Source organism: Modestobacter sp. VKM Ac-2986 (genome assembly GCF_026967795.1).
Taxonomy (GTDB): domain Bacteria; phylum Actinomycetota; class Actinomycetes; order Mycobacteriales; family Geodermatophilaceae; genus Modestobacter.
Genome location: NZ_JAPVBH010000001.1, coordinates 179,965 through 204,768 on the forward strand (window position 1 = coordinate 179,965; position 24,804 = coordinate 204,768).

The window sequence follows — 24,804 nt, forward strand, 5'->3', positions numbered from 1 at the left end:
CCTGGACCGGTGAACGTGCAGGTCGAGCGCGGGATCGGCGATGTGGACGGACGCCGCGGCGACCCCGGGACGGTGTTCCCCCAGCCTGTGTCGACAGCTGGGGACGGCGGTCCGGCGGCTCGATTGTCGACAACCGGTGACCGTCCGACCCCGTCGCGGAGGCGTCCGTGTCCCCTGTGGGCGGACGCCGAGGCCCCTCGCCTGTGGGCAACGGGCTGGGGGCGGGGGGACGTCGGACGTCGTCCCCCCGCCGGCCGGGACGGGCACCCGGCGCTCGGCGCTACTGGCGGGCGCGGCTCTTGATGCGGGCGGTGAGCTCGGTGACCTGGGTGTAGGTCGCGCGGCGCTCGCTCATCAGGCCGGTGATCTTCTTGACCGCGTGCATGACCGTGGTGTGGTCCTTGCCGCCGAACGAGGCCCCGATCCGGGGCAGGGACAGCTCGGTCAGCTCACGGCACAGGTACATGGCGATCTGCCGGGCATTGACCAGGGTGCGGCTGCGGTTGGCGCCCTGCAGCTCCTCCATGGTCACCGAGAAGTACTCGGCGGTGGCGGCCATGATGATCGCCGCGGTGATCTGCGGGCCCTGCTCGTCGCTGATCAGGTCCTTGAGCACCAGCTCGGCCAGCGCGAGGTCGACCGGCTGCTTGTTCAGGCTGGCGAAGGCGGTGACCCGGATCAGCGCGCCCTCGAGCTCGCGGATGTTGGTCTGCACCTTGCTGGCGATGAACTCCAGGACGGCGTCGGGTGCCTGCAGCCGCTCCCCCCACGCCTTCTTGCGCAGGATCGCGATGCGGGTCTCCAGGTCCGGTGCCTGGACGTCGGTGATCAGGCCCCACTCGAAGCGGGTGCGGAGCCGGTCCTCCAGCGTCGTCAGCTTCTTCGGCGCCCGGTCGGAGGTGATCACGATCTGCTTGCTGGCGTTGTGCAGCGTGTTGAAGGTGTGGAAGAACTCCTCCTGCGTCCGCTCGGCGCGCTCCAGGAACTGGATGTCGTCGATCAGCAGGAAGTCGATGTCCCGGTAGCGGCGGCGGAAGTCCTCGGCCCGGCCGGAGTGCACCAGGTTGATGAACTCGTTGGTGAACTCCTCGGTGCTCACGTAGCGCACCCGCACGTTGGGGAACATCCGCGCCGCGTAGTGCCCGATCGCGTGCAGCAGGTGGGTCTTGCCCAGCCCTGAGTCGCCGTAGATGAACAGCGGGTTGTAGGCCCGGGCCGGCGCCTCGGCCACGGCGACCGCCGCGGCGTGGGCGAACCGGTTGCTGTTGCCGATGACGAAGCTGTCGAACACGTACTTGGCGTTGAGACCCGGGTCCAGCCCACCCGGACGGCGGTCGGCGAACAGCGGGACGGCGCCACCGCCGCGGGCCGAGCGGTCGGCGGGCCGGCGGTCGTCGTTGCCGGCCTGGCGGTCCCCGCGGTCGTCGGACTCCCGGTCCCAGGGGGCGAGGCGGGCCTGGACGCCGACACCGGCTCCGCTGTCCTCGCCCGCGGCCTCGCCCGCGGCCTCGCGCGGGGTCTCCTCGGCCACCGACCCGCGGGACCAGTCGCGGCCGTCGCCGGACTCCGGCAGCCAGGCCTCGGCCCGGACGGCGTCGGTGCGCACCCCGAAGGCGCTGCGCCCGTCGTCGACCCGGTCACGGTCGGCCCGGTCCTCCGCGGCCCGGTCGGAGGCGGCCCGCTCCCGGGCGGCGAGCTCGGCGGAGGCTCGGTCGTGGGCGATGCGGTCCTGGGCGAGCTGGTCCTGGGCCATCCGCTCGTCGGCCGACCAGTCCGGGGCCTGACCCAGGGGGGCGAGGCGCTCGCGCTCGGCCGGGGCCCAGCGGCGCTCCTCCTGCCCGCGGGCGGGCGCGGTCGCCTCGGTGGCCTGCGTCGCCGGCACGTCCTCCAGCTGCACCGCGACCCGGATGGCCCGCCCGAACTCGGCCGAGAGGGCCTCGGCGAGCTGGATCCGCATCCGGGACTCCAGCACGGTCTGGGTGAACTCGTTGGGCGCGGCGAGCACGGCGGTGTCCTCCACCAGGCCCAGCGGCCGGGTGAGGTTGAGCAGTGCGTTCTGCTGCGGGGACAGGCTGGTCGCCAGACGCTCGCGGATCTGGTCCCAGACCGTCGCCAGGTCGACCGTGGAGTCGGCCATCGACTGTGTCCCTCCTCGTGCTCCGGGTGCTGCGCCCCGGTCCCGCCGGGTGCGTCCGTCCACAGGGGACGGACGACGATCGGTGAACGGCTGGATCCCCCGTCCACTCCCCAGGTGTGGACACCCGGGAGGGCGTCGTCCACATGAGTGTCCACAGTCTGTGCACGGTCGGCGACGCGGGTGCCGGTGTCGGTGGTGCCGACGGCCGGGTCCTGCGTCGCCGCTGGTCAGCGCAGTGGGTGGGTGGTCGGGGAGTGAGCTGGTGACCGGTCGGACGACGGCGTGGGCATACGGACCGACGACCATTCGTCCAACACGGGGCGACGGCGACGCTAACAGCCCCATCCACAGCCCGGCAACGAGCCGCGCACACGTCCCGGCGCCCGGGCACCCACCGTGGCCGCGTCCGTCGTCCCCAGGCCCGGACGGCGGTGCGGTGGGGACGGGGACGGTGAGGGCGAGGGCGGTGTACCAGCGCCCGCACGGCGGTGCGGCACGGGCGGGTGGGCCGACCGCCCGGCACCTGCCGGTCCTCGGCTATGCTGGTCGGAGTCTGTGTGCAGGACCCGTCGCACCCGCTCCACCCGGGGTGCGGCCCGGGGCCCGCGCGCAGCAGACCAGCCCCGGGGTGCCGGGTGCCGGTCGCGGGCCCCCGGGGTCGGCGACCTGCCCGTCCCCCGCGCGTGCGCTGCCCGTCCGGGTCCGCGCCGCACCGACGTCGTCAGCAGTAGGAGTCCCTCGTGAGCAAGCGCACCTTCCAGCCGAACACCCGCCGCCGGGCCAAGACCCACGGCTTCCGGCTGCGCATGCGCACCCGGGCCGGCCGCGCCATCCTCGCCGCCCGCCGTGGCAAGGGTCGCGACAAGCTCTCCGCCTGAGGTGCTGCCGGCGCAGGCACGCCTGCGCAGGCGGCCGGACTTCACCGCGGTCGTGCGGTCCGGCCGTCGTGCCGGGCGCCCGACCCTGGTGCTGCACTACCTCCCCGAACGGCCCGTCGCCACGGCCGGGCGTCCGCTGGACGTCCCGGCCGGGCCGCGGGCCGGTTTCGTCGTCGGCAAGACGGTGGGCAACTCCGTCTGCCGGCACCGGGTGACCCGGCAGCTGCGCCACCTCGTGGCGGCAGAGCTCGACCGGCTCCCGGCCACCGCCGACCTCGTCGTCCGTGCCCGTCCCGAGGCGGCCGACGCCGGCTCGGCGGTCCTCGCGCGCGACCTGGACGCCGGCCTGGACCGGCTGCTGGGCAGCCGCCCGCGGGCCGCACGGCCGTGACCGCCTCCCCCGCCCGGGCCCTGCTGGCCGCGGTGCGCTTCTACCAGCGCGCGATCAGCCCGGCGTTCCCGCCGCGCTGCCGCTTCGAGCCCAGCTGCAGTGCCTACGCCGCCGAGGCCCTCGAGGTGCACGGCGCGGCGCGGGGCAGCTGGCTGGCCGTGAAGCGGCTGGCCAAGTGCGCCCCCTGGCACCCCGGCGGTCTCGACCTGGTGCCCGCACGACCTGCCCGGTCCGAGGCCGATGGAACCGTCGGGGAGGGCCGCTCGTCGTCCACCTCGGCGCAGTCGTCGGCACCTCCCGCGGCACCTGCTCCACCGGCTCGGGGCGCACGCCGCCCCGGCCGAGCCACCCCGCCGGCTCCCCGCCGGTCCGCGCAGCAGGAGGCTGGCGTTGCTTGACTGGATGTACACCGCGATCGCCTGGGTGATGAAGACGTGGCACTCCGCGTTCTCCACCTTCCTGGACCCGGCGAGCGGGTGGACGTGGGCGCTGTCCATCGTCTTCCTGGTCATCACCATCCGCGTGCTGCTGTTCCGCCTGTTCGTCAAGCAGGTCAAGTCCCAGCGCGCGATGCAGGAGATCCAGCCGGAGATGGCCAAGCTGCGCAAGCAGTACGGCAGTGACCGGCAGGGCCTGAGCCAGGCGATGATGGCGCTGCAGAAGGAGCGCGGGGTCAACCCGCTGGCCGGCTGCCTGCCGCTGCTCCCGCAGATCCCGGTCTTCATCGCGCTCTTCCACGTGCTGCGCCGGCTCGCCCCGGGCAAGGACGGGCTCTACAGCTGGGACGACGAGCTCACCGACCAGGCCGCGAGCGCCAAGCTGCTCGGTGCGCCGATCTCCGCCTCGTTCAACATGGACGGCGCCAAGGAGCAGGCCATCCTCGGCCTGACCGGCGGCAGCTACAGCAACATCCGCATCGTCGCGCTCGTGCTGATCGTGGTCATGTGCTTCACGACCTTCTTCACGCAAAAGCAGATCCAGAAGCGCTCCGGCCCGGTCGAGGGCCAGGCGGCCATGGTGCAGAAGCTGCTGCTCTACGGCATGCCGATCAGCCTCTTCGTCTCCGGCTTCTTCTTCCCCATCGGCGTGCTGCTCTACTGGTTCACCAACAACCTGTGGACGCTGGGCCAGCAGTTCTACATCCTCAAGGCGCTGCCGATGCCGGGCTCCCCGGACGCGCTCGCCAAGGCCGCCGCCGAGAAGCCGGCCATCGACCCGAAGACGCTGGCCCCCAAGCCCGGCGCCAAGCCCGTCCGCCCCAAGGCCGGCAAGCCGGCCACCGTGGCCCCCGCCTCGACGGTGGACGCGAACGGCTCCGTCGTCGACCCCTCCCCGGTCGAGGGCGATGTCGTCCCCCCGGCAGCGGACGCCGTCGGCACCGGCTCGTCCGCGACCGGCGCGACCGCGGCGGGCTCGGCCAACGGGCGTCCGTCCGGCAGTGCCAACCGGCCGCGGTCCGGGTCCTCGGGCAGCCGTTCGGCCGCCGGCCCGGCCAACCGCGGGAAGCGCAGCAAGCGCCGCTGACCGGCCTGGGCACCCGGGCCACCACCCGTCGCGTGCCCGGCTCTCGACCACCGGGTTCGCCCGGCCGCCTGCACCACACGGAGGACCTGACATGAGTGCACCCCACAGCGACACCGCCACGACCGCCGAGGCGACCTCGGACGCGGTGCTGACCCCGGTCGGCGGGTCCGGTGACCCGGCCCTGCCCGACGCCGACGCCGCCTCGGTCGACGCCGTGGTCGAGCCCGTCGACGTCGACGAGGACGACCAGGACGAGGACGACGACAGCGGTGAGGGCCTGCTCGTCCGCGAGGGCGACGTGGCCGGCGACTACCTCGAGCGCCTGCTGGACATCCTCGACGTCGACGGCGACATCGACCTGGACGTCGAGGGTGACCGGGCCTCGGTCGCGGTCGTGGGCGGCGAGCTCAAGACGCTGATCGGGCCGGAGGGCGCCACGCTGGAGGCCCTGCAGGAGCTGACCCGGCTCGCGGTCGCCCAGTCCACCGGCATCCGCAGCCGGCTGATGCTCGACATCGGCGGCTTCCGGGCCAAGCGGCGCGCCGACCTCACCGCCCTGGCCTCGGCCGCGGCGGAGCGGGTGGGGCAGAGCCGGCAGCCCGAGCGCCTGGCGCCGATGAACCCGTTCGAGCGCAAGGTCGTCCACGACGTCATCGCCGGCGCGGCCGGGGTGCACAGCGAGTCGGAGGGCGAGGAGCCCAACCGCCGCGTCGTGGTCCTGCCCGACCGGTGAGCGGCCAGGCCAGCGGCCCGGCGCCCCGGCGACCCGGTGTGCCCGCCGGGGTGACCGCGTGACCGGCCCGGACACTCCGGTCGAGCAGCAGGACGATCCGGCCGATCACGTTCCGGAGATGCCCGCGGTGGCGTCAGCGGTGTTCGGTGCGGCCACCGACGCGGCGGTCCGGTACGTGGCCATGCTGGCCGGGGACGGGGTCACCCGCGGGCTCATCGGGCCGCGCGAGGTCCCGCGGCTGTGGGACCGGCACCTGCTCAACAGCGCGGCGCTGGCCGAGGCCGTGCCGGCAGGTGCCCGGGTGGTCGACGTCGGCAGTGGCGCCGGGTTGCCCGGCATCCCGCTGGGGCTGGCCCGGCCGGACCTGACGCTGACCCTGGTCGAGCCGATGGCGCGCCGCGTCGAGTTCCTCACCGACGTGGTCACCGCCTTGGAGGCCCCCTGGCGGATCGTCCGCGGCCGCGCCGAGGAGCGCTCCGTCGTCCGGGCCGTGGGGCCGGTCGACGTCGTCACCGCTCGGGCGGTCGCGCCGCTGCCCCGGCTCGTGGGCTGGTGCAAGGGACTGCTGGTCCCGGGCGCCCAGCTGATCGCCCTGGTGGGCGAGCGGGCCGCCGCGGAGGTACCCCGTCTGGTCCCCGAGCTCGAGGCGGCGGGGATGCGGGACGTCCACACGCGCGCGGTCGGCGGGGAGCTGGGCTCGGCAGCCACTACCGTGGTCGTCATGACCCGGAGTGGTCCTGCCCGGACCGCACGCAGGTCCGGGTGAGCTCGTTCCACGTGGAACGAGCACGATCGACACATCGACGTTCCACGTGGAACACGGTGGTGAGGAGGACGCACCGATGACTGACCCCGGTGAGCGGCTGCGCTCCAGTCTCGCCGCCGACCAGGCCGTCGGTCCGGACTTCGACAGCCCGATCGCCATGGAGGCCATGCGGGCCACCCGGGTGCTGCACGCGGCCGACCAGGACCCGTTCCCGGCGCCCGGCCGCATCCGTGTCGTCACGATCGCCAACCAGAAGGGCGGCGTCGGGAAGACGACGTCCACGGTGAACCTCGGCGTCGCGCTCGCGTTCTACGGGCTGCGCACCCTGGTCATCGACCTGGACCCGCAGGGGAACACGAGCACCGCCCTCGGCGTCGAGCACACGATCGGCACCCCCTCGATCTACGACGCGCTCGTCGGCGACAACACCCTCGCCGAGGTCACCCACCCGACCACGGCCAGCCCCAACCTCTTCTGCGTCCCGGCGACGATCGACCTGGCCGGCGCGGAGATCGAGCTGGTCTCCGTCGTGGCCCGTGAACACCGGCTCCGCCGGGCGATCGAGACCTATCTGCACGAGTTGCCCGCCACCGAGCGGCCGCACTACGTGCTCATCGACTGCCCGCCGTCGCTGGGGCTGCTCACCCTCAACGCGCTGGTGGCCGGCGACGAGGTGCTCATCCCCATCCAGTGCGAGTACTACGCGCTGGAGGGCCTGGGCCAGCTGCTCTCGAACATCGACCTGGTGCGCCAGCACCTCAACCCGGGGATCGCGGTGAGCACCATCCTGCTCACCATGTACGACGGGCGCACCAAGCTCGCCGACCAGGTGGCCGACGAGGTGCGCAACCACTTCGGCGACCTGGTGCTCAAGTCCGCGATCCCCCGCAACGTCCGGGTGAGCGAGGCGCCGGGCTACGGCCAGTCGGTGCTGACCTACGACCCGGGCTCCCGTGGCTCCACCAGCTACGTGGAGGCGGCCCGTGAGTTCGCCGAGCGCGGCGCCCTGCTCCCGGCGGCCACGGCCCAGCCCACGACGCCGCCTCCCCCGCCGCCGGTCGCCGGTCCGCCCTCGGTGGCGGCCATGGTGCTCGGTGAGCCGGTGACCGCGCCCACGCCCCGTGGACGGCACGCCACGTGAGCCGCGCTGCGGCCACGCCGGGCCCCATGGGCCCCAGCACCACCCCCGGGCCGCGTCAGCGGACCACGGGCACGAGCGAGGAGGACCAGTGACGAAGCGCGGCGGTCTCGGCCGGGGCCTGGCGGCCCTCATCCCCACGAGCGCGCCTGCGGCGACGGCCACGCCCGCCGCCCGGGCCGCCGAGGCGGCGGAGGCGGCCGTCACCGGTGCGGCGGAGGGTCGCGCGGCGTCGGTGCACGAGCTGCCCGCCCGCGTGTTGGAGGAGGTGGCCGGCGTCCCCGGGGCGCAGCTGCGCGAGCTCCCGGTCGGCGACGTCGTCCCGAACCCGAAGCAGCCCCGCCAGGTGTTCGACGACGAGGCGCTGGAGGAGCTCACCCACTCGGTGCGGGAGTTCGGCCTGCTGCAGCCGATCGTCGTCCGGGAGGGCGCGAGCGGCCGGTACGAGCTCATCATGGGCGAGCGCCGGTTGCGGGCGGCCCGGGCCGCGGGGCTGGAGACGGTCCCGGCGATCGTGCGGGACACCACCGACGACGCGATGCTGCGCGACGCCCTGCTGGAGAACATCCACCGGGTGCAGCTCAACCCGCTGGAGGAGGCGGCCGCCTACCAGCAGCTGCTGGAGGAGTTCGGCGCCACCCACGAGGAGCTGGCCAGCAGGATCGGCCGCAGCCGGTCCCAGGTCACCAACACCATCCGGCTGATGAAGCTGCCGGTGAAGGTCCAGACACGGGTCGCGGCCGGGGTCATCTCCGCCGGTCACGCACGTGCGCTGCTGGGCCTGCCCGAGGCGGAGGCGCAGGACGCGCTGGCCACCCGGATCGTGGCCGAGGGGATGTCGGTGCGCGCCACCGAGGAGGCCGTCGCGATGGCGGTCGCCGACTCCCCCACCGCTGCCCGCCGGCAGACCCGCAAGATCAGCGCCCCCGGGGTCGAGGACCTCTCCGGCCGGCTGTCGGACATGTTCGAGACGAAGGTGAAGATCCAGATCGGCCGGGCCAAGGGACGCATCGTCGTGGAGTTCGGCTCCGTCGACGACCTGCAGCGCATCATCGGGATGATGGCCCCTGAGATCACCGGACGCTCCGACCAGGAGTGACTCCTCACCCACCGACAGTTCCGTCAATGACGGAACTGTCGGTGGGTCGTCGTCAGAGGGAGGGCTCGCCGCCCTCGGCGCCGTTCGCCGGCCCGATCACCGGCGGCGGGTAGGCCGACCGGGACGACGACCGAGGCGTGGAGGTGACCGCCCGGAAGGTGCCGGTGTCGACCGAGCCGAACGTCGAGTGCAGGTCCAGCTCGGCCTCGATGACCCGGGCCAGCCGGCGCACGCCCTCGCGGATCTGGTCGGGCTCGGGGTAGCAGTAGGACAGCCGCATGTGCTCACGGCCCGAGCCGTCGGCGTAGAAGCCGATCCCCGGGACGTAGGCCACGTGCGCGGCGACCGCGCGGGGCTGCATCAGCTTGGCGTCCAGGCCCTCCGGCAGCTTCAGCCACACGTAGAAGCCGCCGTCGGGCTTGCTCCAGGTGGTGCCGCGGGGCATCAGTGCCGCCAGCGACTCCAGCGTGGCGTCGCGGCGCTCCCGGTACAGCTCGGTGAACACCTTGATCTGCTGCTGCCAGGGCTGGGTGTCCAGGTAGCGGGCGACGGCGTACTGGGTCAGTGAGGGCGGGCAGAGCACCTGCGCCTCGGTGGCCAGCACCAGCTTCTCCCGCACGGCCAGGGGCGCCAGCACCCAGCCGACCCGCAGGCCCGGGGAGAACGTCTTGGAGAACGAGCCGAGGTAGATGACCCGCTCGTCGTTGCGGGCCCGCAGCGCGCGCATCGGCTCGTGCTCGAAGCCCAGCAGGCCGTACGGGTTGTCCTCGATGACGAGCAGGTCGTACTGCTCGGCGATCGCCATGACCGCCTCGCGTCGCTCCTCGGAGAGGGTCACGCCGGCGGGGTTGTGGTAGTTGGGCACCGTGTAGAGGAACTTGACCCGGTCGCCGCGCGCGCGGCACTCGATGAGCGCCTGCTCGAGCGCCTCGGGGATGAGCCCGTCGGTGTCCATCTCCACGTGCCGGACCTGCGCCTGAGCGGCCTGGAAGACCCCCAGGGCGCCGACGTAGGACGGCCCCTCGGCCAGGATGGTGTCACCGGGGTCGACGAACACGCGGGTCACCAGGTCCAGCCCCTGCTGGGAGCCGACGGTGACCACCACCTCGCTGGGTGAGGCGTCCAGGATGCCCTCGAGGGCCATGACGTCGCAGATCCGCTCACGCAGCCGGGGGTCGCCCTGACCGGAGCCGTACTGCAGTGTCTGGGCGCCCATGCCGGAGACGAGCTCGCCGATCATGGAGCCGACGACGTCCAGCGGCAGGGCGGTGACGGCGGGCATGCCACCGGCCAGCGACACCACCTCGGGCCGGCTCACCACGGAGAACAGGGCCCGGATCTCCGAGCTCTTCATGCCGTGGGTGCGTGCTGCGTACCGGTCTGCCAGGGGGTCCAACCGCGGATGCCGCAGCGAGACGTGCGAGGGCGCACCCGGTGAGCGCGCCCCGGCCTGACCGGGACCGACCGAGGGGTCGGGCACAGGAGGGGTCACCTGTCGAAGTGTAAGCGGCTGGAGCGCAGCCGGACCGGTCCGTCCCCGGCGAGCCGCCCGGCCCTGCGTCGGCCCGGCCTCCCTGCAGGGTCCCGCCGCGAGTGGGGGGACGACGTCCTCCTCACCCCTCGCAGGTTCGGGGCGAGCCTCGGGACGCGGCCGGGGGCCGGGAGGTCCTTGGTCAGCGCCGGGCGGGGAGGAGGAACGTGCCGGTCGCCGGGTCGGCGTCGGCCGGCAGGAAGAGCCGCTGCACGGCGGCGACCACGGCCTGGGCGATGGTGCTGCGGGTGCGGGCGTCCAGGAGCAGCAACCGGTCGACGGGGTGGGAGAGGTACCCGCAGTCGACGCGGACGGCCGGCATCCGGGTCATCCGCAGGATGTCCCAGGTCTTGGGGTGCGAGCCACAGTCGAGCAGGCCGGTGCGGGCGATGACCTCGCGCCGCACCAGGTTGGCGAACTCCTCGCCGACGGTGGAGCTGGCCCCGGACCCGGTGCCGTAGTAGTAGCTGGCCACGCCCCGGGCGTGCGCCGAGCCGTGCGCCTCCATGTGCAGGGACAGGAACAGGTCGGCTCGGGTGTCGTTGGCGAACGTGGTGCGGTCACCGGCCGCGGGGTCGCCGTCGCGCCCCCGGGTCAGGTAGACGGTCGCGCCCGCGGCGGCCAGCCGGCCCTCGATCCGGGAGGCGAGGTCGAAGACCAGGTCGGCCTCGGTGGTCTCCCCCGCGGTGAACCCGGTGTCCGGGCCGCCGTGACCGGGGTCGATGACGATGACCCGGCCGATGAGGTGCGAGCCGGACGCCACCATCGACGCGCTCTGCCGCAGCAGCTGAGGCCGCCCGCCGGTGACCCGGCGGCCCAGCTGCTTGAGGGCGCGCAGCGTGGCCGGCCCGCAGGTGCCGTCGGCGGTCAGGCCGTAGTCGCGCTGGAAGGTGCGCAGCCCCGACTCGGTCTCGGCGCCCAGGATGCCGTCGGCGCGGCCGGCGTCGTAGCCCAGCTCGAGCAGGAGCTCCTGCAGCCGGCGGACGTCGTCGCCGCGCACGGGCCGCTCGGGGTCGTACCGGAGGAGGCGGTCACCGAGGGACCAGCGGGCCTCGTGCAGGGCGCGGTAGGTCTCGTCGCCCACCCGCCCGTCGACGGAGAGCCCACGGACCTGCTGGAAGTGCCGGACGGCGAGCTCGGTCGCCGGGTCGTACTCGGCGGTGGGGCCGGCGGGCTGGGCGGGGTCGCCGTCGAGCAGCTCGAGGGACCGGAGGACCGCCTGCACCTCGGCCACCGCGGGGCCGGTGCTGCCGGGTCGCAGGACGTCCATGCGGCGCTCGTCGCTCCTCTACGGTCGGATTCCGGTCGGGGGACGGCCGGCGTACGGACGTCGATTGTGGCCCGTGGTGACCGACGTGTGCGCACCGGGTGACCTGACGCCGTCAGACCACCCGCCCACGGACGCCGCGACCCCACCCCGGGAACGGACGAGGCCCGCCCGTCCCGAGGGACGAACGGGCCCATGGCCTGCTCGCAGGGGCCCACCATGAGCCTGCGAATGGTGGGGGGCGAGCAGGTCCTTCGTCAGATGTAGTCGGACAGGTCCGAGAGGATGGCGCCCTTGGGCTTGGCGCCGATGATGCTCTTGACCGGCTTGCCGCCCTGGAAGACCGTCATGGTCGGGATCGACATGACCTGGTAGTCGCGGGCGATCTGCGGGTTCTCGTCGATGTTGAGCTTGGCGATGGTGAGCTTGTCGGCGTGCTCGGCCGCGATCTCCTCCAGCACCGGGGCGACCATCTTGCACGGGCCACACCACTCGGCCCAGAAGTCGACGAGCACGGGCTTGTCGCTGCCCAGCACGTCGGTGGCGAAGCTGGCGTCGGTCACGGTCACGGTGTTCTTGCCTGCCATGGTGGCTCCCTTGGTTGCTCGGAGGTGCTGGTGGTGGAACCGGCCGGTCGCCGGTTCTATGCCCTCGGCCCCTTCGTAGGGCCCCGCGCTGAGCTTGCGAAGCGTGGGGGACGAAGGGGTCCTGCTACTTCGTCAGCGCTCGTCGAAGGTGTCGGCCAGCCAGCGCTCGGCGTCGATGGCGGCGGCCGCACCGGTGGCGGCCGACGTGATCGCCTGGCGGTAGATGTGGTCGACGACGTCACCGGCAGCGAAGACGCCGTCGATGCTCGTCCGGGTGGTCGGGTGGTCGACGACGACGTACCCCTCGTCGTCCAGCTTCACCTGGCCGGCGAACATCTCGCTGCGCGGGTCGTGGCCGATCGCGACGAAGAGGCCGGTGACCGGGAGCTGCTCGGTGGCGCCGGTGGCGACGTCGGTGAGCTCGACGGCCGAGACCGCGCCCTCGCCGTGGACGTCGGTGACCTGCTTGCCCAGGGCCCAGCGGATCTTCTCGTTGTCCTGCGCGCGCTTGACCATGATCTTCGACGCGCGCAGCTCCTCGCGGCGGTGCACGACGGTGACCGTCTTGGCGAAGCGGGTCAGGAAGGTGGCCTCCTCCATGGCGGAGTCACCACCACCGACCACGACGATGTCCTGGTCGCGGAAGAAGAAGCCGTCGCAGGTGGCACAGGCGGAGACGCCGTGGCCGAGCAGGCGCTGCTCGTTGTCCAGGCCGAGGTACCGGTACTTCGAGCCGGTCGCGATGATCACCGCGTGGGCGCGGTGCTCCACCCCACCGACCTTGACGATCTTGGGGTTGACGGTGAGGTCGACCTCGGTGACGTCGGAGGGCACCAGCTCGGCGCCGAAGCGCTCGGCCTGGGTGCGCATGTCGTCCATCAGCTGCGGGCCCTGGATGCCCTCGGGGAAGCCGGGGAAGTTCTCGACCTCGGTGGTGGTCATCAGGGCGCCACCGAACTGCGAGCCCTCGAACACCAGCGGGTGGAGGTTCGCGCGGGCGGCGTAGGTGGCAGCGGTGTAACCGGCAGGGCCGGACCCGATGATGATCAGGTCACGGACGCCGTCGTGCTCCGCCGGGGGGATCGCCGGGTGCGCCGGGTCGGTGGAGACCGCGGGGCCGGGGGCGGGCTGGTCGTTCGTCACGGTCGGCACAACCGACAGCCTAGGTCGGGCATTCCCCGCAGACCCTGCTGCCGGGCCCGTGGCGGGCGGCCCGCCACCCCGGACGGGGTGGTCGGTGGCTCGCGCTCAGCCGGCGGAGCGGGGGGTGACCTCGGCGAGGTCGGCGCTGAAGGTGCTGCCCTGGGGCACCAGGCCGGTGACCCACACGAGCACGTAGCGGGTCGTGATCGGCGCCTGGAAGGCCAGGTCGTCGGTGCCGGTGAGGTCGCCGCTGGCGGCGACCGTGAAGTCCTCCAGGTCGCTGTCGGGGGTGCCCCCGGTGCGGATCTCCACGGAGGAACCGGGCCGGGTGGTCCGCAGCTCGACGCTGCTCACCGGCTGCTCGCTGCCCAGGTCGTAGAGGACCCCGACGCCTTCCTTCAGGTTGCCGAAGTCGGCGGAGTTCCGGTAGTTCAGCGTCGCCCAGGCGGTGGCGGGGTCGCCGTCGGTGGTCAGCGGGACGTCGCCGTCGTTCTCCGGCTCGCCGTCGCCCAGGGGGTCGAAGACGGTGGCGTCGGTGACCGGCAGCGGGGTGCCCGGGGTGGCCGCCGGGGGCGCCGGCGCTGCGGCGGAGGAGCCGGCGGTGGCACCGGCGCCGGGCACCGTCCGGCCACCGTTCGAGTCGACGTTGCTGGAGGCGACGGAGAGCACGTTGCTGCCCACCCACCAGCCGATCGCGATGATGACGGCGAGGGCGAGCAGCGGCAGCCCGATGACGGCCAGCCGGCGACGGGCGGTGGGAGCCGGCTCGTCGTCGAGCTCCTCCTCGTCGTCGGGGAAGGTCGTCTCCCAGTCCAGGTCGTCCTCGTCGTCGACCTCGGCCGCGTGGCGGGAGGCCAGCGGGCGGGCCATGGCGCGACCGGGGACCGGCGGGAGGGTGTGCGGGTCGAGCCGGACGGGACCGCCGGTCTCCTCGGCGTCGGCGAGGTCGCGGCGGTCGCGCAGCCGGCGCATCCAGCCGCTGTCGGTCAGCCCGTCGGGACGGGCGGCCTCCTGCGGGGCGGTGCGCGGGCGCTCGGCCAGCAGGGCGACCATCGCGCCGGCACTGGACAGCCGGTTCGCGGGGTCGGTGGAGCGGGCCCGGCGCACCAGGGCGGCCAGGTCGGGGGACGCGATCGGGGTGGGGCCGCCGCCGGTGAGGCACAGCTCCAGGAGGGCCCCGAGGGCGGCGATGTCGCCCTCCTCGGTGCTGGTCGCGGCCGGCACAGACAGCAGCCCGACGAGGCCACCGGGGCGCAGCACGACGTGCTCGGCGGTGAGCCCGCCGACGGCGAGCCCGACCCGGTGCGCCTCGGCGACGCCCTCGGCCAGCCGGCGGACCACGGCGCTGGCCTCGCGCTCGCCCAGCGGGCCGCTCTCGGCCAGCCGGTCGGACAGCCGGGTGCCCTCGATCCACTCGTTGACCACGTAGGCCGCGCCACCGGGCTCGGTGCCGCCGGTGCCCTCGGCCGCGTCGTAGACCATCGCCAGTGCCGGCGTGGCCAGCCCGCCGGCGGTGAGCGCGCGGGTGATCCACTCGCGGGCGGCGGGGCCGCCGGGGGTGTGCACGCGCAGCGCGACGTCGCGGTTGAGCACCCGGTCCCGGGCCCGCCAGGAGCGGATGACGCCGGTGGGCGTCTCCTCGTCCGGGGCGACCTGGTCGAGCGGGCGGTACCGGTCGGGCAGGCCTGTGGTCGTCGACGTCACGGACGCTGCCGACCCCCTGCCCTGTCCTGCCGGGGACGGCGCCCCCGTGCTCGGCACCGGTGGTCTGGTCACCGTGATCGCCCGAGCTTCGCCCGGACACCGGCCAGACCGTCCCGCACCTCGGGGACACCGACCACCACGGCACCCGCGACCACCGCGCTGCCGATGACCACGGTACCGAGGAGGACCGTTCCGAGCGAGCCCGGGACCGACTCCCCCAGCGATCGGCCGGCGAGGGACACCGCGACCCAGCCCAGGACGCCGGCGACGGCGGAGACCAGGGCCATCCGGGCGACCGTCCGGCCTGCGTCCGGGCCGGCGCGGACACCGAGCGCGCGGTGCAGGGCGACGCTGCCGGCCAGCCAGCCCATCAGGTAGGTGGTGCTGGTGGCGATCATCAGCCCGGCGACGACGTGCTCGGGGCTGACCAGCACCGGCACCAGCAGCAGCAGCGGCACCCGGACGGCGACCATGGCCAGCTGGATGAACGTCGGCGTCCGGGCGTCCTTCATGGCGTAGAAGACCCGCAGCTGCAGCAGGGTGACCGCCATCGGCAGCAGCCCGAAGGCCCCCCAGGCCAGCGCGATCCCGATCGAGTGGGCCTGCTCGACGCTGGTGTTGCCCCAGCCGAAGGCGACGGTGGCCACCGCCGGGCCGAGCACCACCAGGACGGCGGTGACCGGCAGCAGCCCGGTGGCCGACAGGCGGGTGCCCAGGGTGAGGTCGGCGACGACGCCGTCCAGGTCCTGGCGGGCGGCGGCGCGGCTCATCCGGGGCAGCAGGGCGGTGAGCAGTGCGACGCCGATGATCCCGTAGGGCATCTGGAACAGCAGGCTGGCGATGGCGAAGGCGCTGGACCCCAGCCCGCCCTCCCGGCCGGCGGCGTTGGCCACGCGCATCGCGATGATCACGCCGACCTGGCTGATCGCCGCGTAGGCCACCACCCAGATGCCCAGCGAGCCGGCCTCGCGCAGCCCGGTGCCGCGCAGGCCCCAGCGCGGGCGCAGCGGCACGCCGACCTTGCGCAGCAGCGGCAGCAGGATCAACGACTGCACGGCGATGCCGGCGGTGGTGCCGATGCCGAGCAGCCACACCTGGTAGTCGCTGATGGTGACCGGGGTGAGCTCACCGGGGCCGCTGGCGGCGATGAACAGCGCACCGGTGGCGATGACCACCAGGTTGTTGAGCACCGGCGCCCAGGCCGGTGCGCCGAACACCCCGCGGGAGTTGAGCACCGCGGCGGCCAGCGCGCCCAGGCCGTAGAAGACGATCTCGATCAGCAGCAGCCTCGCCAGCCAGTTGGCCAGCGACACCTGGTCGGCGTCCCCGCTGATGTCGGCCAGCCGGGTGAGCAGCGGTGCGCCCAGCACCCCCAGGCCGGTGATCACCAGCAACCCGACGGTGGCGATGGTCATCAGCCGCTGGGTGTAGCCGACGCCGCCGTCGCGGTCCTTGACCTGCGCCTGGACCAGCAGCGGGACGACGACCGAGGACAGCACGCCGCCCAGCAGCAGCTCGTAGACCAGGTTGGGCAGGGTGTTCGCGGTGTTGTAGGCGTCGTTGACCAGGGTCACGCCCAGCGCGGCGGCGATGACGACGGTGCGCAGCAGCCCGGTGAGCCGGCTGACCAGCGTCGCGACCGCCATGGTGCCGGCGGCCCGCAGGATCCCCTTGCTGCCGCCGGGGGCGCCCTCGCGGTCGGCGACCTCCTCGTCGTCCTCGTCGACCTGCTGGACCGGCGGGAAGGCGGGGATGAGCTGGGTGTCGTCGGGGCCGGGGACGAACCGCCGCACCCGGGTCGGCGGCGGGACGGGGGGCAGGTCGGTGCGCCGGCGCGGGACGACGGGCGGCAGGCCGGCCACCGGGGCCGGGTCCAGCGGCGTGACCGGCGGGAGCGGACGACGGACCTGGCCGGGTGCCTGGGGCAGCTCCGCGCCGGTGCGGGGCCCGGCACCCGAGGGACGGGCCGAGGGGTAGTTCGGCGGCAGGGGCAGCGGTCGCGGCGGCACCCGGTCGCGCGAGGGCGCCGGGGCGGCGGACCGGGCCGGTCCGGGCCCGGCGTCGCCGGCGGGACCCGTGCCCCGGGACGGCGGGACGTCGCGGGACGGCGGCGGCACCGGGACCGCCGGGGCAGCGGCCCCGGCCGGGGACGACGGGGGGACGCCGCGGGCGCCGTTGTACGGGGGCGGCGGAAGGGGCACGGGCGGGACCGGGCGATCCGGCCGCGCGGGTGGGCGGGCGGCGCCGTCCGGACGGGGACGGTCGCCAGGCCGCTGCTGGTCGTCGTGCCGCTGCGGGTCGGCGGGCTGCCAGGACCCGGCGTCGGCGCGCTGGTCCTCCGGGGAGCCGGCGCGGGAACCGTTGCTCACACCGGGCTCCGGGTGGGCGGCACGCCGGCGCCACCGGCCGGGGACTCGTCCCCGGTGGTCTCGCCGCGACGGCGGGCCAGTACGAAGAGCACGGCTCGGCGCAGGAACAGCAGGCCGAGCAGGCCCGCGGCGCCGATGGTGAGGCCGAGGGTGATCGGGCCGTAGGCGGTGCTCCTGACCTGCATCCGCACCTCCTCGCCCAGCAGCTCACCGCCGGGCGTGGTCAGCCGGGCGGTGACGGCGAAGCCGCCGGACTGCTGCACGCGGGCCGGCACCTCCAGCAGGCGGCGGGACTCGGGCTCCAGGGTGGTGACGCCGATGTCCTCGGTGGTCAGCTGCACGTTCTCGCGGGTGATGAGCTCGAGCTCCACGTCGATGGGGAAGGGCAGGTCGTTGCGCACGGTGAGCACCAGGGGGGCGTCCCGTGAGGCGAGGCTGTAGGTGCCGTCGACCGGGGCCACCAGGGTGACCTGCCGGCGCAGCGAGTCGATCGAGTCCCGCAGCCGGGCGGCCGAGGCGGTGAACCCCACCGGGTCGCCCCGCCAGCCGGCCGAGGCGGCCCGGGCGATGGCGGCGTCGTAGCCGGCGAGCACGCTGGCCGGCTCCCCGACGGCGGCGGTGAAGTCGTCGCGCACCCGCGCCGCCGCGGCGATCACGGCCACGTCGTCGGCGGACAGCGGCGCGTCGGTCCCGGCCTCGGGCACCAGGTCGCCGGCGGGGCCGGGGCCAGGTGCGTCGGCGGCCGCTCCCGCGCCGACCAGGTCGGGGACCGGGACGGCGGTCAGCCACGGCTGTTCGACCGTGTCGGTCATCATCGCCGCGACCGTCGCCGGGTCGGGGTCGACCCGGCGCGAGGGGACGACGAGCAGGGTCGCCGGGGCGTCCGCGGCCTGGGTGGCCAGCGCGCCAAGCTCGGCCAGGAAGCTCTGCTCGGTCAACCGCCCGCCGGCCGACCCGCCGGTCGCGTCGGTGACGAGGTCGGTGAGCCGCTGGTCGGCGACCAGGGCGGTCACCGGCCCCGCCGCGGTGGGCAGGCTGCTCGCTGGCACGGCAGAGCCCCCTTCAGCACCGACGGCGCGGTCGCCCTCGGTCAGCGAGTCCTGGGCCAGCACCACGGCGCGCGCCCCGCCGGTGCGCAGCGCCGCGAGGGTGTCGGGGCGGACCGCGCCCTCGACCGGCCAGGCGACGTCGGTGCGCGGCTCGACCCCGAGCACGTCCCGGACGATCGCGGCCCCCGCGCTGCCGGTCGTGGCCTCGGTGGCGCCGGGGACCCCGGGCTGGCGGGCGGTGCCCTCCGGCGTGCCGGGGAGAGAGCGGGCCAGCACCTCGGTCAGCCCGCCGGCGGCCAGCGCGTCGCCGTCCACGTCGGCGTAGGGCAGCACGACCACCGAGGGGTCCGCCGCGGCGCGCAGCCGCTCGAGCAGGGCGGCGGCGGCAGCGGTGCCGGTGCCGTCGGCGTCGCCGACGCGGTAGGGGCCGGCGGCCATGACCGCCAGCTCCTCCAGCAGCGCGGGGTCGACGGCGAGGGTCACCGGTACCGCCGGCCGGGTCCCACCGGGCACCCGGGGCAGCCGGTCCAGGACGTCGAGGGCGCGGTCGAGCCGGCCGCCCTCGGCCACCTCGGCGGCGAGCTGGTCGTCGACGAAGGCACCGGTGGGGTCGCGGTGCGGCCGGTCGGTGATCGGCCAGAGCCAGGCGACCGTCGTCCGCCGGGGCGGGTCGGCCGGCGGTGCGACCCGGGAGACCAGCTGGGTGGCCAGCTCCCCCACCCGCTCCTCGGCGCCGTCCTCGGGTCTGCCGTTGACGTTGACCAGCACCGGGTAGACGCCGTCCTCGGTGAGCTGCAGGGCCTCGGCGGTGGTCGCGTACTCGACGGTGCGGGACTGCCCGGGGGCCAGCTCGCCGGCCACCTCCTGCCAGGGTGCGGCGGCCGTGGCCCCACCGGTGTCGGCGGAGTCGAGCTCGGCGTCCAGGCCGGCCCGGGTGCGCAGCACGTCGCCGCGCTGCAGCCGCACCGACAGGTCGCGGTAGGTGGTGGTGCCGTCGTTGACCAGGGTGAGGCCCAGCTGGACCGGTGCGCCCGGGACCACCGTGCGCGGCTCGAGCCGCTGGACCACCACCCGCACCGGGCGGGGGGCCTCGGCGGCGGCGGTGGTGCGGACGGGCCCGCCCGGCTCGGCCTGTGCGGCCGGCAGGCCGACCACGCCGGTCAGCACGGTCAGGACCGCCCCGAGGACGGCGGTGCGCCCGGCGGCCCGGGACGACGTGCAGGAGGCGACGCCGAGGCCGGGGCGGCCGTCGGCGCGGCCGGCGGCCCGCCGCCTCACGCGGTGTCGGCCAGCAGGCCCGGCGCGCGCTCCACCAGGGCGCGCTCGTCGGCGTAGGCCAGCCGGCCGCCCAGTTCGGTCAGCGGCACCCAGGCCACCTCGGTGACCTCCACGTCCTCGTCGGACAGCGCGCCACCGGTGGCCCGGAGCAGGAAGTGGTGGACGGTCTTGTGCACCCGCCGCCCGTCGGCGACGAACCAGAAGTCGATGATCCCCAGCGGGGCGACGACCTCGCCGATGATGCCGGTCTCCTCGGCGACCTCGCGGACGGCGGTGTCCTCGGGCGTCTCGCCCTCCTCGATGTGGCCCTTGGGCAGGGACCACAGCAGGCGGCCGCGCCGGTCGGTGCGCCCGATCAGGGCAGCGCAGGGTCCGGTCAGTGCGTCGTCGGCCACCACCAGGCCGCCGGCCGAGGTCTCGTCGACCCGGCGCAGTCGGCGGCCGGGGCGCTGTCGCCCGCCCGTCCCAGCCATGCGGAGAGGGTAGCGCGCGCGACCGCACTACCCTCGCTCGTCGTGTCAGTCGAGCATCCGCGTCGCCCTCCCGCCCAGCCCGTCCCCGCGGCGGTGCAGGCGACGGTCCGCGAGCTCGTGGACCTCTCGCCGGTCCTCGCCGAGGTGGGCCGCCGGTTCACCGCGGCCGGGTTCGAGGTGCACCTGGTCGGCGGGTCGGTGCGCGACGCGCTGCTGGCCGCCGCCGACGACGCCGCGCTGCCCACGGGCGACCTGGACCTGACGACCGACGCCCGCCCGGAGCAGACGCTGGAGGTGCTGCGCGGCTGGGCCAGTTCCACGTGGAACACCGGCATCGCCTTCGGCACGGTCGGCGCGGAGGTGCGCGGGGAACGGCTGGAGATCACCACCTTCCGGGCCGACCGGTACGACCGGGAGTCCCGCAACCCCGAGGTCGCCTGGGGCGACTCCCTGGTCGACGACCTGGCCCGCCGGGACTTCACCGTCAACGCGATGGCCGTCTCCCTCGGCGAGGACCGCACCGTCACCGACCCCTTCGGCGGCCTCGGGGACCTGCTGGCCCGCCGGCTGCGCACGCCCGGCCGGGCCGAGGAGTCCTTCGCCGACGACCCGCTGCGGATGCTGCGCGCAGTGCGCTTCGTCGCCCAGCTGCAGCTGATGCCCGACCCCGAGGTCGTCGAGGCGATGACCGCGCTGGCCCCGGAGCTGGGCCGGATCACCCCCGAGCGGGTGCAGCACGAGTTCTCCCGCACCCTGCTCAACGACTCCCCCAGCGAGGCGCTGGACCTGTTCGTGTCCACCGGGCTGGCCGACGTCGTGCTGCCGGAGCTCTCCGCGCTGCGGATGGAGATCGACGAGCACCACCAGCACAAGGACGTCTACGCCCACTCGCTGATCGTGCTGGACCAGGCGATCGCGCTGGAGAAGGCCGACCCGCAGGCGGGGTCCCCGGACCTGGTGCTCCGGCTGGCCGCACTGCTGCACGACATCGGCAAGCCCGCCACCCGCCGGCACGAGTCCGGCGGCCGGGTGTCCTTCCACCACCACGAGGTGGTCGGCGCCAAGCTGGTGCGCCGCCGGCTGACCGCGCTGAAGTACCCCAAGGACGTCGTGGAGGCCGTCAGCCGGCTCACGTTCCTGCACCTGCGGTTCCACGGCTACGGCAACGGCGAGTGGACCGACTCCGCCGTCCGCCGCTACGTCACCGACGCCGGTGACCTGCTCCCCCGGCTGCACAAGCTGGTGCGCTCGGACTCCACGACCCGCAACAAGAAGCGGGCGGCGATGCTGTCGGCGACCTACGACTCCCTCGAGGAGCGCATCGAGGACATCTCGCAGGCCGAGGACCTCGGGCGGATCCGGCCCGACCTCGACGGCAACCGGATCATGGAGCTGCTGGACATCCCGCCGGGCCGCGAGGTCGGCGAGGCCTGGCGCTTCCTCAAGGACCTCCGCCTCGAGCGCGGCCCCCTGGACCCCGACGTGGCCGAGGCCGAGCTCCTCACCTGGTGGCGCAACAAGACCTCGTGAGCGGAGTGGATCCGTCGCGGTGACGCCGACGGATCCACTCCACTTGTGGACGGCGCCGGCGCGGGTGACCGGTTCGCCGTCACCCTGCCGTGGTGCCCAGCGCCTCCGTCTTCCCCACCGACCGCTGCGTCGCCCACCGGCGGGACCTGCGGGCGGCGGGCATCAGCGACCAGCGGGTCCGCACGGCGGTGCGCACCGGCCGCTGGCAGGAGCCGGTCCGCGGGGTGGTCGTGTCGCACGGTGGCGGGCTGACCCGCCGTGAGCGGTGGCAGGTCGGCCTGGAGTTCGCCGGGCCCGACGCGTGCCTGTCCCACCACAGCGCGCTGGTGCTGTGGGGAGCACGCGTGGACGAGTTGCCGCCCCGTCGCCGCACGGCGGGGGTGACCGGCGTCTTCGCCGCACCGCCAGAGACGGGGATGGTCGAGGTGTCCCGCCCCCACGGTCAGCACATGGCCTCGCACGGCTTCGTGGTCGTCCACCAGAGCCGGCGTCCCCTCGAGCCGGTGGTCGTCGCTGGTCTGCCGGTGACGACCGCTGCCCGGGCAGTGGTCGACGTCAGCCTGGGCGCACGGCGCCGGTCCGACGTCGAGCACGTGGTCTCCGACGCGCTCCAGCGCGAACTCGTCTCGGTCGACGACCTCTTCTCCGAGGCGCGGGCGCTGGGCCGGCGACTCGGGCCCTGGTTGCGGTCCGCGCTGGAGGACGCCCGCCGGGGCATGCGCTCGGTCGGCGAGAGCGACCTCCGCCGGGTCGTCGTCGCCGCCGGACTGCCGGAGCCGGAGTGGAACGCCCCCGTCGACACACCAGCCGGCCGGTTCTCCGTCGACGCCCTGTGGCGCGAGCACGGCGTGGGCGTGGAGGCCGACGGGCGTGCCTGGCACCTCAGCACCGAGGACTGGGCCGCCGACCTGCGCCGGCAGAACGCCCTGCACGGTGCCGGGCTGGTGCTACTGCGCTTCCCGGTGCAGCGGCTGCGAGCCGACCGGGTGTCCTGCGGCCGGGAGATCGCGGCCCTCGTGCACTGAGCGGAGTGGATGAGCCGGTGTCAGCTCGACGAATCCACTCCGCTTGGACCAGCGGGAGAAGGCGAGGGCGGTGAGGAGGTAGCCGGCGCCGACGGCGATGAGCACCGGCCAGCTGACCCCCGAGGCGGGCAGCAGCAGCGCGCCGACCAGCAGGGCGACCACGTAGGTGACGTTGAACAGGGTGTCGTAGGCGGAGAACACGCGGCCGCGGAAGTCGTCGTCCACCGACTCCTGCAGGGTGGTGTCGACGCAGATCTTGATGCCCTGCGCGACGAAGCCCAGGGTGAGCACGGCGGCCACGACCGCCGGCGGGGTGAACAGCCCGCCGAGCACGAGCTGGCCGACCCCGGCGAGCAGCAGCAGCCCGATCACCCACGGCGCCTTGCCCCACCGGCGCACTGCCGCCGGGGTCACGGCCGCGGCCAGCAGGGTGCCGGCCGCGCCGGCGGCCAGGACCTCGCCCAGCCCGGCCAGCCCACCGGGGAAGAGACCGGACTCGTCGGTGAACTCGTTGCGGTAGAGCAGCAGGGTCATCAGCGTGAGCAGCCCGTAGAACACCCGGTGCACGGCCATCACCGACAGGACGGCGGTGGCCGGGGGGTGGGCGAGCATGTGCCGGGCGCCGGCCACCATCCCGTGCAGGACGTCGCGGGCGCTCACGGTGGCCGCCAGCGTCAGGTGGTCCGGCCCCAGGTAGGGCCGCGGGAAGCCGGAGACGACCGCCGAGGCCACCAGGTAGGGCACCGCCGAGACCAGCGCCAGCAGGGCGTAGCTGCCCGCGCCGGACCCGGCCAGCTCGGTCGACCCGATCGCCAGGCCGCCGCCCAGCACCGCGGCGATGGCGCCCGAGGTCGTGGTCAGCGCGTTCGCCGAGACCAGCGACGGCTCGTCGGTGACGTGAGGCAGCCCGGCCGACAGCGCCGAGAGCACGAACCGGTTGACCGAGAAGACCAGCAGCCCCGCGACGTAGAAGCCGGGCCCGGTCACCCCGGCCAGGATCAGCGCGGCCACGCCCAGCACGAGCACCGCGCGCACCAGGTTGGCGACCATCAGCACCTGCCGGCGGCTCCAGCGGTCCAGCCACACCCCGGCGAACGGTCCGACCAGCGAGTACGGCAGCAGCAGGACGGCGAACCCGGCCGCGACGTCGACGGGGTCGGTGGCCTGCGAGGGGTTGAACAGCACCGTCCCGGCGAGCGCAGCCTGGAAGACGCCGTCGCCGAACTGGGAGGACAGGCGGGTGGCCAGCAACCGGCGGAAGTCACCGCGCAGCAGGAGGTGACGCACGGTGGTGGGCGCCTGCTGCACTCCGACAACACTACGTCGCTGCTGGTGAGGTGCCAGCCCGGCGCGGGCGCCTGGGGACGGCGGGCACGCTCGCAGGGAGCGGGTCGGTGTGCCGCCCCTCACCGCCCTGGCTGATGCACACTGGAGGGGATGAACCCGGTGCCCTCGTCACCCGATCCCGAGCGTCGTCCCGCCGCCGAGCAGGCAGCCGGACGACGCCGGTCCAGTGACGTCCCCGCGCTCTCCGTGGGGTGCCTGGACGACGTCCGCCCGGGCTCGCTGCTGGTCGCGCTGCCGGGTCTGGTCGACCCGACCTTCGCCGGCGCGGTGGTCTACGTGCTCGACCACGCCGACACCGGCACGATCGGCGTCGTGCTCGGGCGGCCGAGCGAGGTGCGCATCGGCGACGTCCTGCCGGGCTGGTCCGAGCTGGCCGTGGCGCCGGAGGTCTTCCACATCGGTGGCCCGGTCGAGGCCGACACCGCACTGTGCCTGGCCACCCGCCGGGGCAGTGACCCGCTGCCCGCGGACAGCGGCCTGCGTCAGGTCGCCGGCGCGGTGCACCTGGTCGACCTGGACAGCGACCCCGACGAGCTGGACGGCGAGATCGGCGGCCTGCGGGTCTTCGCCGGGTACGCGGGCTGGTCCCACGGGCAGCTGGCCGACGAGCTCGCCGATGGCGCCTGGGCCTGCGTGACCGGGCTGCCCGGCGACCTGCTGACCGGCGCGTCCGGTCCCGAGCTGTGGCGGTCGGTGCTGCGCCGTCAGTCCGGCCGGCTCGGCGTGCTGTCGACGGCCCCCGCGGACCCCTCCGCCAACTGAACCCCCCGTGTCGGGTCGACTCCCTCGCGTGTCGACTCCCGCTGCGGGCCGTGGGCTGGTAGGAAGGGACCCG

At 74.6% G+C, this 24,804-nt stretch carries 21 protein-coding genes; 11 read left to right on the forward strand and 10 right to left on the reverse strand.

Annotation, left to right across the window (positions count from 1 at the left end; genetic code table 11):
* Positions 1-280: 280 nt before the first annotated feature.
* Positions 281-2,137 (reverse strand): chromosomal replication initiator protein DnaA, encoded by a 1,857-nt coding sequence (dnaA, locus tag O2W14_RS00875; protein WP_269174199.1) that lies wholly within the window; start codon positions 2,135-2,137, stop codon positions 281-283.
* Positions 2,138-2,877: 740 nt separating this feature from the next.
* On the opposite strand from dnaA, the gene rpmH reads away from it, so the two are divergent.
* From rpmH to O2W14_RS00915, 8 genes are all read left to right on the forward strand, one after another.
* A complete protein-coding gene (rpmH, locus tag O2W14_RS00880; RefSeq protein ID WP_163610199.1) occupies positions 2,878-3,015 on the forward strand; it encodes a 50S ribosomal protein L34 in 138 nt (45 codons plus the stop codon).
* A gap of 1 nt (position 3,016) precedes the next feature.
* Positions 3,017-3,406 carry a ribonuclease P protein component gene (gene rnpA / locus O2W14_RS00885; RefSeq protein WP_269174200.1) on the forward strand — a complete coding sequence of 130 codons (390 nt, stop codon included), beginning with the start codon at positions 3,017-3,019 and terminating at the stop codon, positions 3,404-3,406.
* Entirely contained in the window at positions 3,403-3,804 is a 402-nt protein-coding gene (gene yidD, locus O2W14_RS19970) for a membrane protein insertion efficiency factor YidD (RefSeq protein WP_269174201.1), read from the forward strand. Before rnpA ends, yidD begins: the two co-directional genes overlap by 4 nt.
* Positions 3,797-4,930, forward strand: coding sequence for a membrane protein insertase YidC (gene yidC / locus O2W14_RS00895; protein WP_269174202.1), 1,134 nt, complete (start codon positions 3,797-3,799; stop codon positions 4,928-4,930). Before yidD ends, yidC begins: the two co-directional genes overlap by 8 nt.
* A gap of 91 nt (positions 4,931-5,021) precedes the next feature.
* The gene (locus O2W14_RS00900) at positions 5,022-5,663 is read left to right on the forward strand and encodes a Jag family protein (RefSeq protein ID WP_269174203.1); all 642 of its coding nucleotides are present in this window, start codon (positions 5,022-5,024) and stop codon (positions 5,661-5,663) included.
* 118 nt (positions 5,664-5,781) lie between these two features.
* A complete protein-coding gene (rsmG, locus tag O2W14_RS00905; RefSeq protein ID WP_269174204.1) occupies positions 5,782-6,429 on the forward strand; it encodes a 16S rRNA (guanine(527)-N(7))-methyltransferase RsmG in 648 nt (215 codons plus the stop codon).
* A gap of 76 nt (positions 6,430-6,505) precedes the next feature.
* Positions 6,506-7,570 carry a ParA family protein gene (locus O2W14_RS00910; RefSeq protein WP_331253567.1) on the forward strand — a complete coding sequence of 355 codons (1,065 nt, stop codon included), beginning with the start codon at positions 6,506-6,508 and terminating at the stop codon, positions 7,568-7,570.
* Between the two features lie 88 nt (positions 7,571-7,658).
* Positions 7,659-8,666 carry a ParB/RepB/Spo0J family partition protein gene (locus O2W14_RS00915; protein WP_269174205.1) on the forward strand — a complete coding sequence of 336 codons (1,008 nt, stop codon included), beginning with the start codon at positions 7,659-7,661 and terminating at the stop codon, positions 8,664-8,666.
* A gap of 52 nt (positions 8,667-8,718) precedes the next feature.
* On the opposite strand, the gene O2W14_RS00920 is transcribed toward O2W14_RS00915, so the two are convergent.
* The 8 genes from O2W14_RS00920 to O2W14_RS00955 form a co-directional block, all read right to left on the reverse strand.
* A complete protein-coding gene (locus O2W14_RS00920; RefSeq protein WP_269174206.1) occupies positions 8,719-10,020 on the reverse strand; it encodes an aminotransferase-like domain-containing protein in 1,302 nt (433 codons plus the stop codon).
* A 319-nt stretch (positions 10,021-10,339) separates the two neighbouring features.
* Complete coding sequence (locus tag O2W14_RS00925; RefSeq protein WP_269174207.1) at positions 10,340-11,467, reverse strand: N-acetylmuramoyl-L-alanine amidase; 1,128 nt, start codon at positions 11,465-11,467, stop codon at positions 10,340-10,342.
* A gap of 254 nt (positions 11,468-11,721) precedes the next feature.
* The gene (trxA, locus tag O2W14_RS00930; protein ID WP_269174208.1) at positions 11,722-12,051 is read right to left on the reverse strand and encodes a thioredoxin; all 330 of its coding nucleotides are present in this window, start codon (positions 12,049-12,051) and stop codon (positions 11,722-11,724) included.
* A gap of 132 nt (positions 12,052-12,183) precedes the next feature.
* Positions 12,184-13,203 carry a thioredoxin-disulfide reductase gene (trxB, locus tag O2W14_RS00935; protein WP_269174209.1) on the reverse strand — a complete coding sequence of 340 codons (1,020 nt, stop codon included), beginning with the start codon at positions 13,201-13,203 and terminating at the stop codon, positions 12,184-12,186.
* Between the two features lie 96 nt (positions 13,204-13,299).
* Positions 13,300-14,898, reverse strand: a complete 1,599-nt coding sequence (locus tag O2W14_RS00940) for a protein kinase family protein (RefSeq protein WP_269174210.1) — start codon at positions 14,896-14,898, stop codon at positions 13,300-13,302.
* A 68-nt stretch (positions 14,899-14,966) separates the two neighbouring features.
* Positions 14,967-17,099, reverse strand: a complete 2,133-nt coding sequence (gene murJ, locus O2W14_RS00945; RefSeq protein ID WP_269174211.1) for a murein biosynthesis integral membrane protein MurJ — start codon at positions 17,097-17,099, stop codon at positions 14,967-14,969.
* Between the two features lie 164 nt (positions 17,100-17,263).
* Positions 17,264-19,594: a DUF6049 family protein gene (locus tag O2W14_RS00950; RefSeq protein ID WP_269174212.1), complete on the reverse strand. Its 2,331-nt coding sequence runs from the start codon at positions 19,592-19,594 to the stop codon at positions 17,264-17,266.
* Complete coding sequence (locus tag O2W14_RS00955; protein WP_269174213.1) at positions 19,591-20,067, reverse strand: NUDIX hydrolase; 477 nt, start codon at positions 20,065-20,067, stop codon at positions 19,591-19,593. The genes O2W14_RS00950 and O2W14_RS00955 overlap by 4 nt, the downstream gene beginning before the upstream one ends.
* Positions 20,068-20,109: 42 nt before the next feature.
* Here O2W14_RS00955 and O2W14_RS00960 point away from each other — a divergent pair, with 42 nt between their 5' ends.
* Together O2W14_RS00960 and O2W14_RS00965 are read left to right on the forward strand one after the other, a co-directional pair.
* A complete protein-coding gene (locus O2W14_RS00960; protein WP_269174214.1) occupies positions 20,110-21,597 on the forward strand; it encodes a CCA tRNA nucleotidyltransferase in 1,488 nt (495 codons plus the stop codon).
* A 92-nt stretch (positions 21,598-21,689) separates the two neighbouring features.
* Positions 21,690-22,622 (forward strand): hypothetical protein, encoded by a 933-nt coding sequence (locus tag O2W14_RS00965; protein WP_269174215.1) that lies wholly within the window; start codon positions 21,690-21,692, stop codon positions 22,620-22,622.
* Here O2W14_RS00965 and O2W14_RS00970 read toward each other — a convergent pair.
* The gene (locus O2W14_RS00970; protein ID WP_269174216.1) at positions 22,545-23,930 is read right to left on the reverse strand and encodes an MFS transporter; all 1,386 of its coding nucleotides are present in this window, start codon (positions 23,928-23,930) and stop codon (positions 22,545-22,547) included. The genes O2W14_RS00965 and O2W14_RS00970 overlap by 78 nt on opposite strands.
* Positions 23,931-24,059: 129 nt before the next feature.
* On the opposite strand from O2W14_RS00970, the gene O2W14_RS00975 reads away from it, so the two are divergent.
* Entirely contained in the window at positions 24,060-24,731 is a 672-nt protein-coding gene (locus O2W14_RS00975) for a YqgE/AlgH family protein (RefSeq protein ID WP_269174217.1), read from the forward strand.
* Positions 24,732-24,804: the final 73 nt, after the last annotated feature.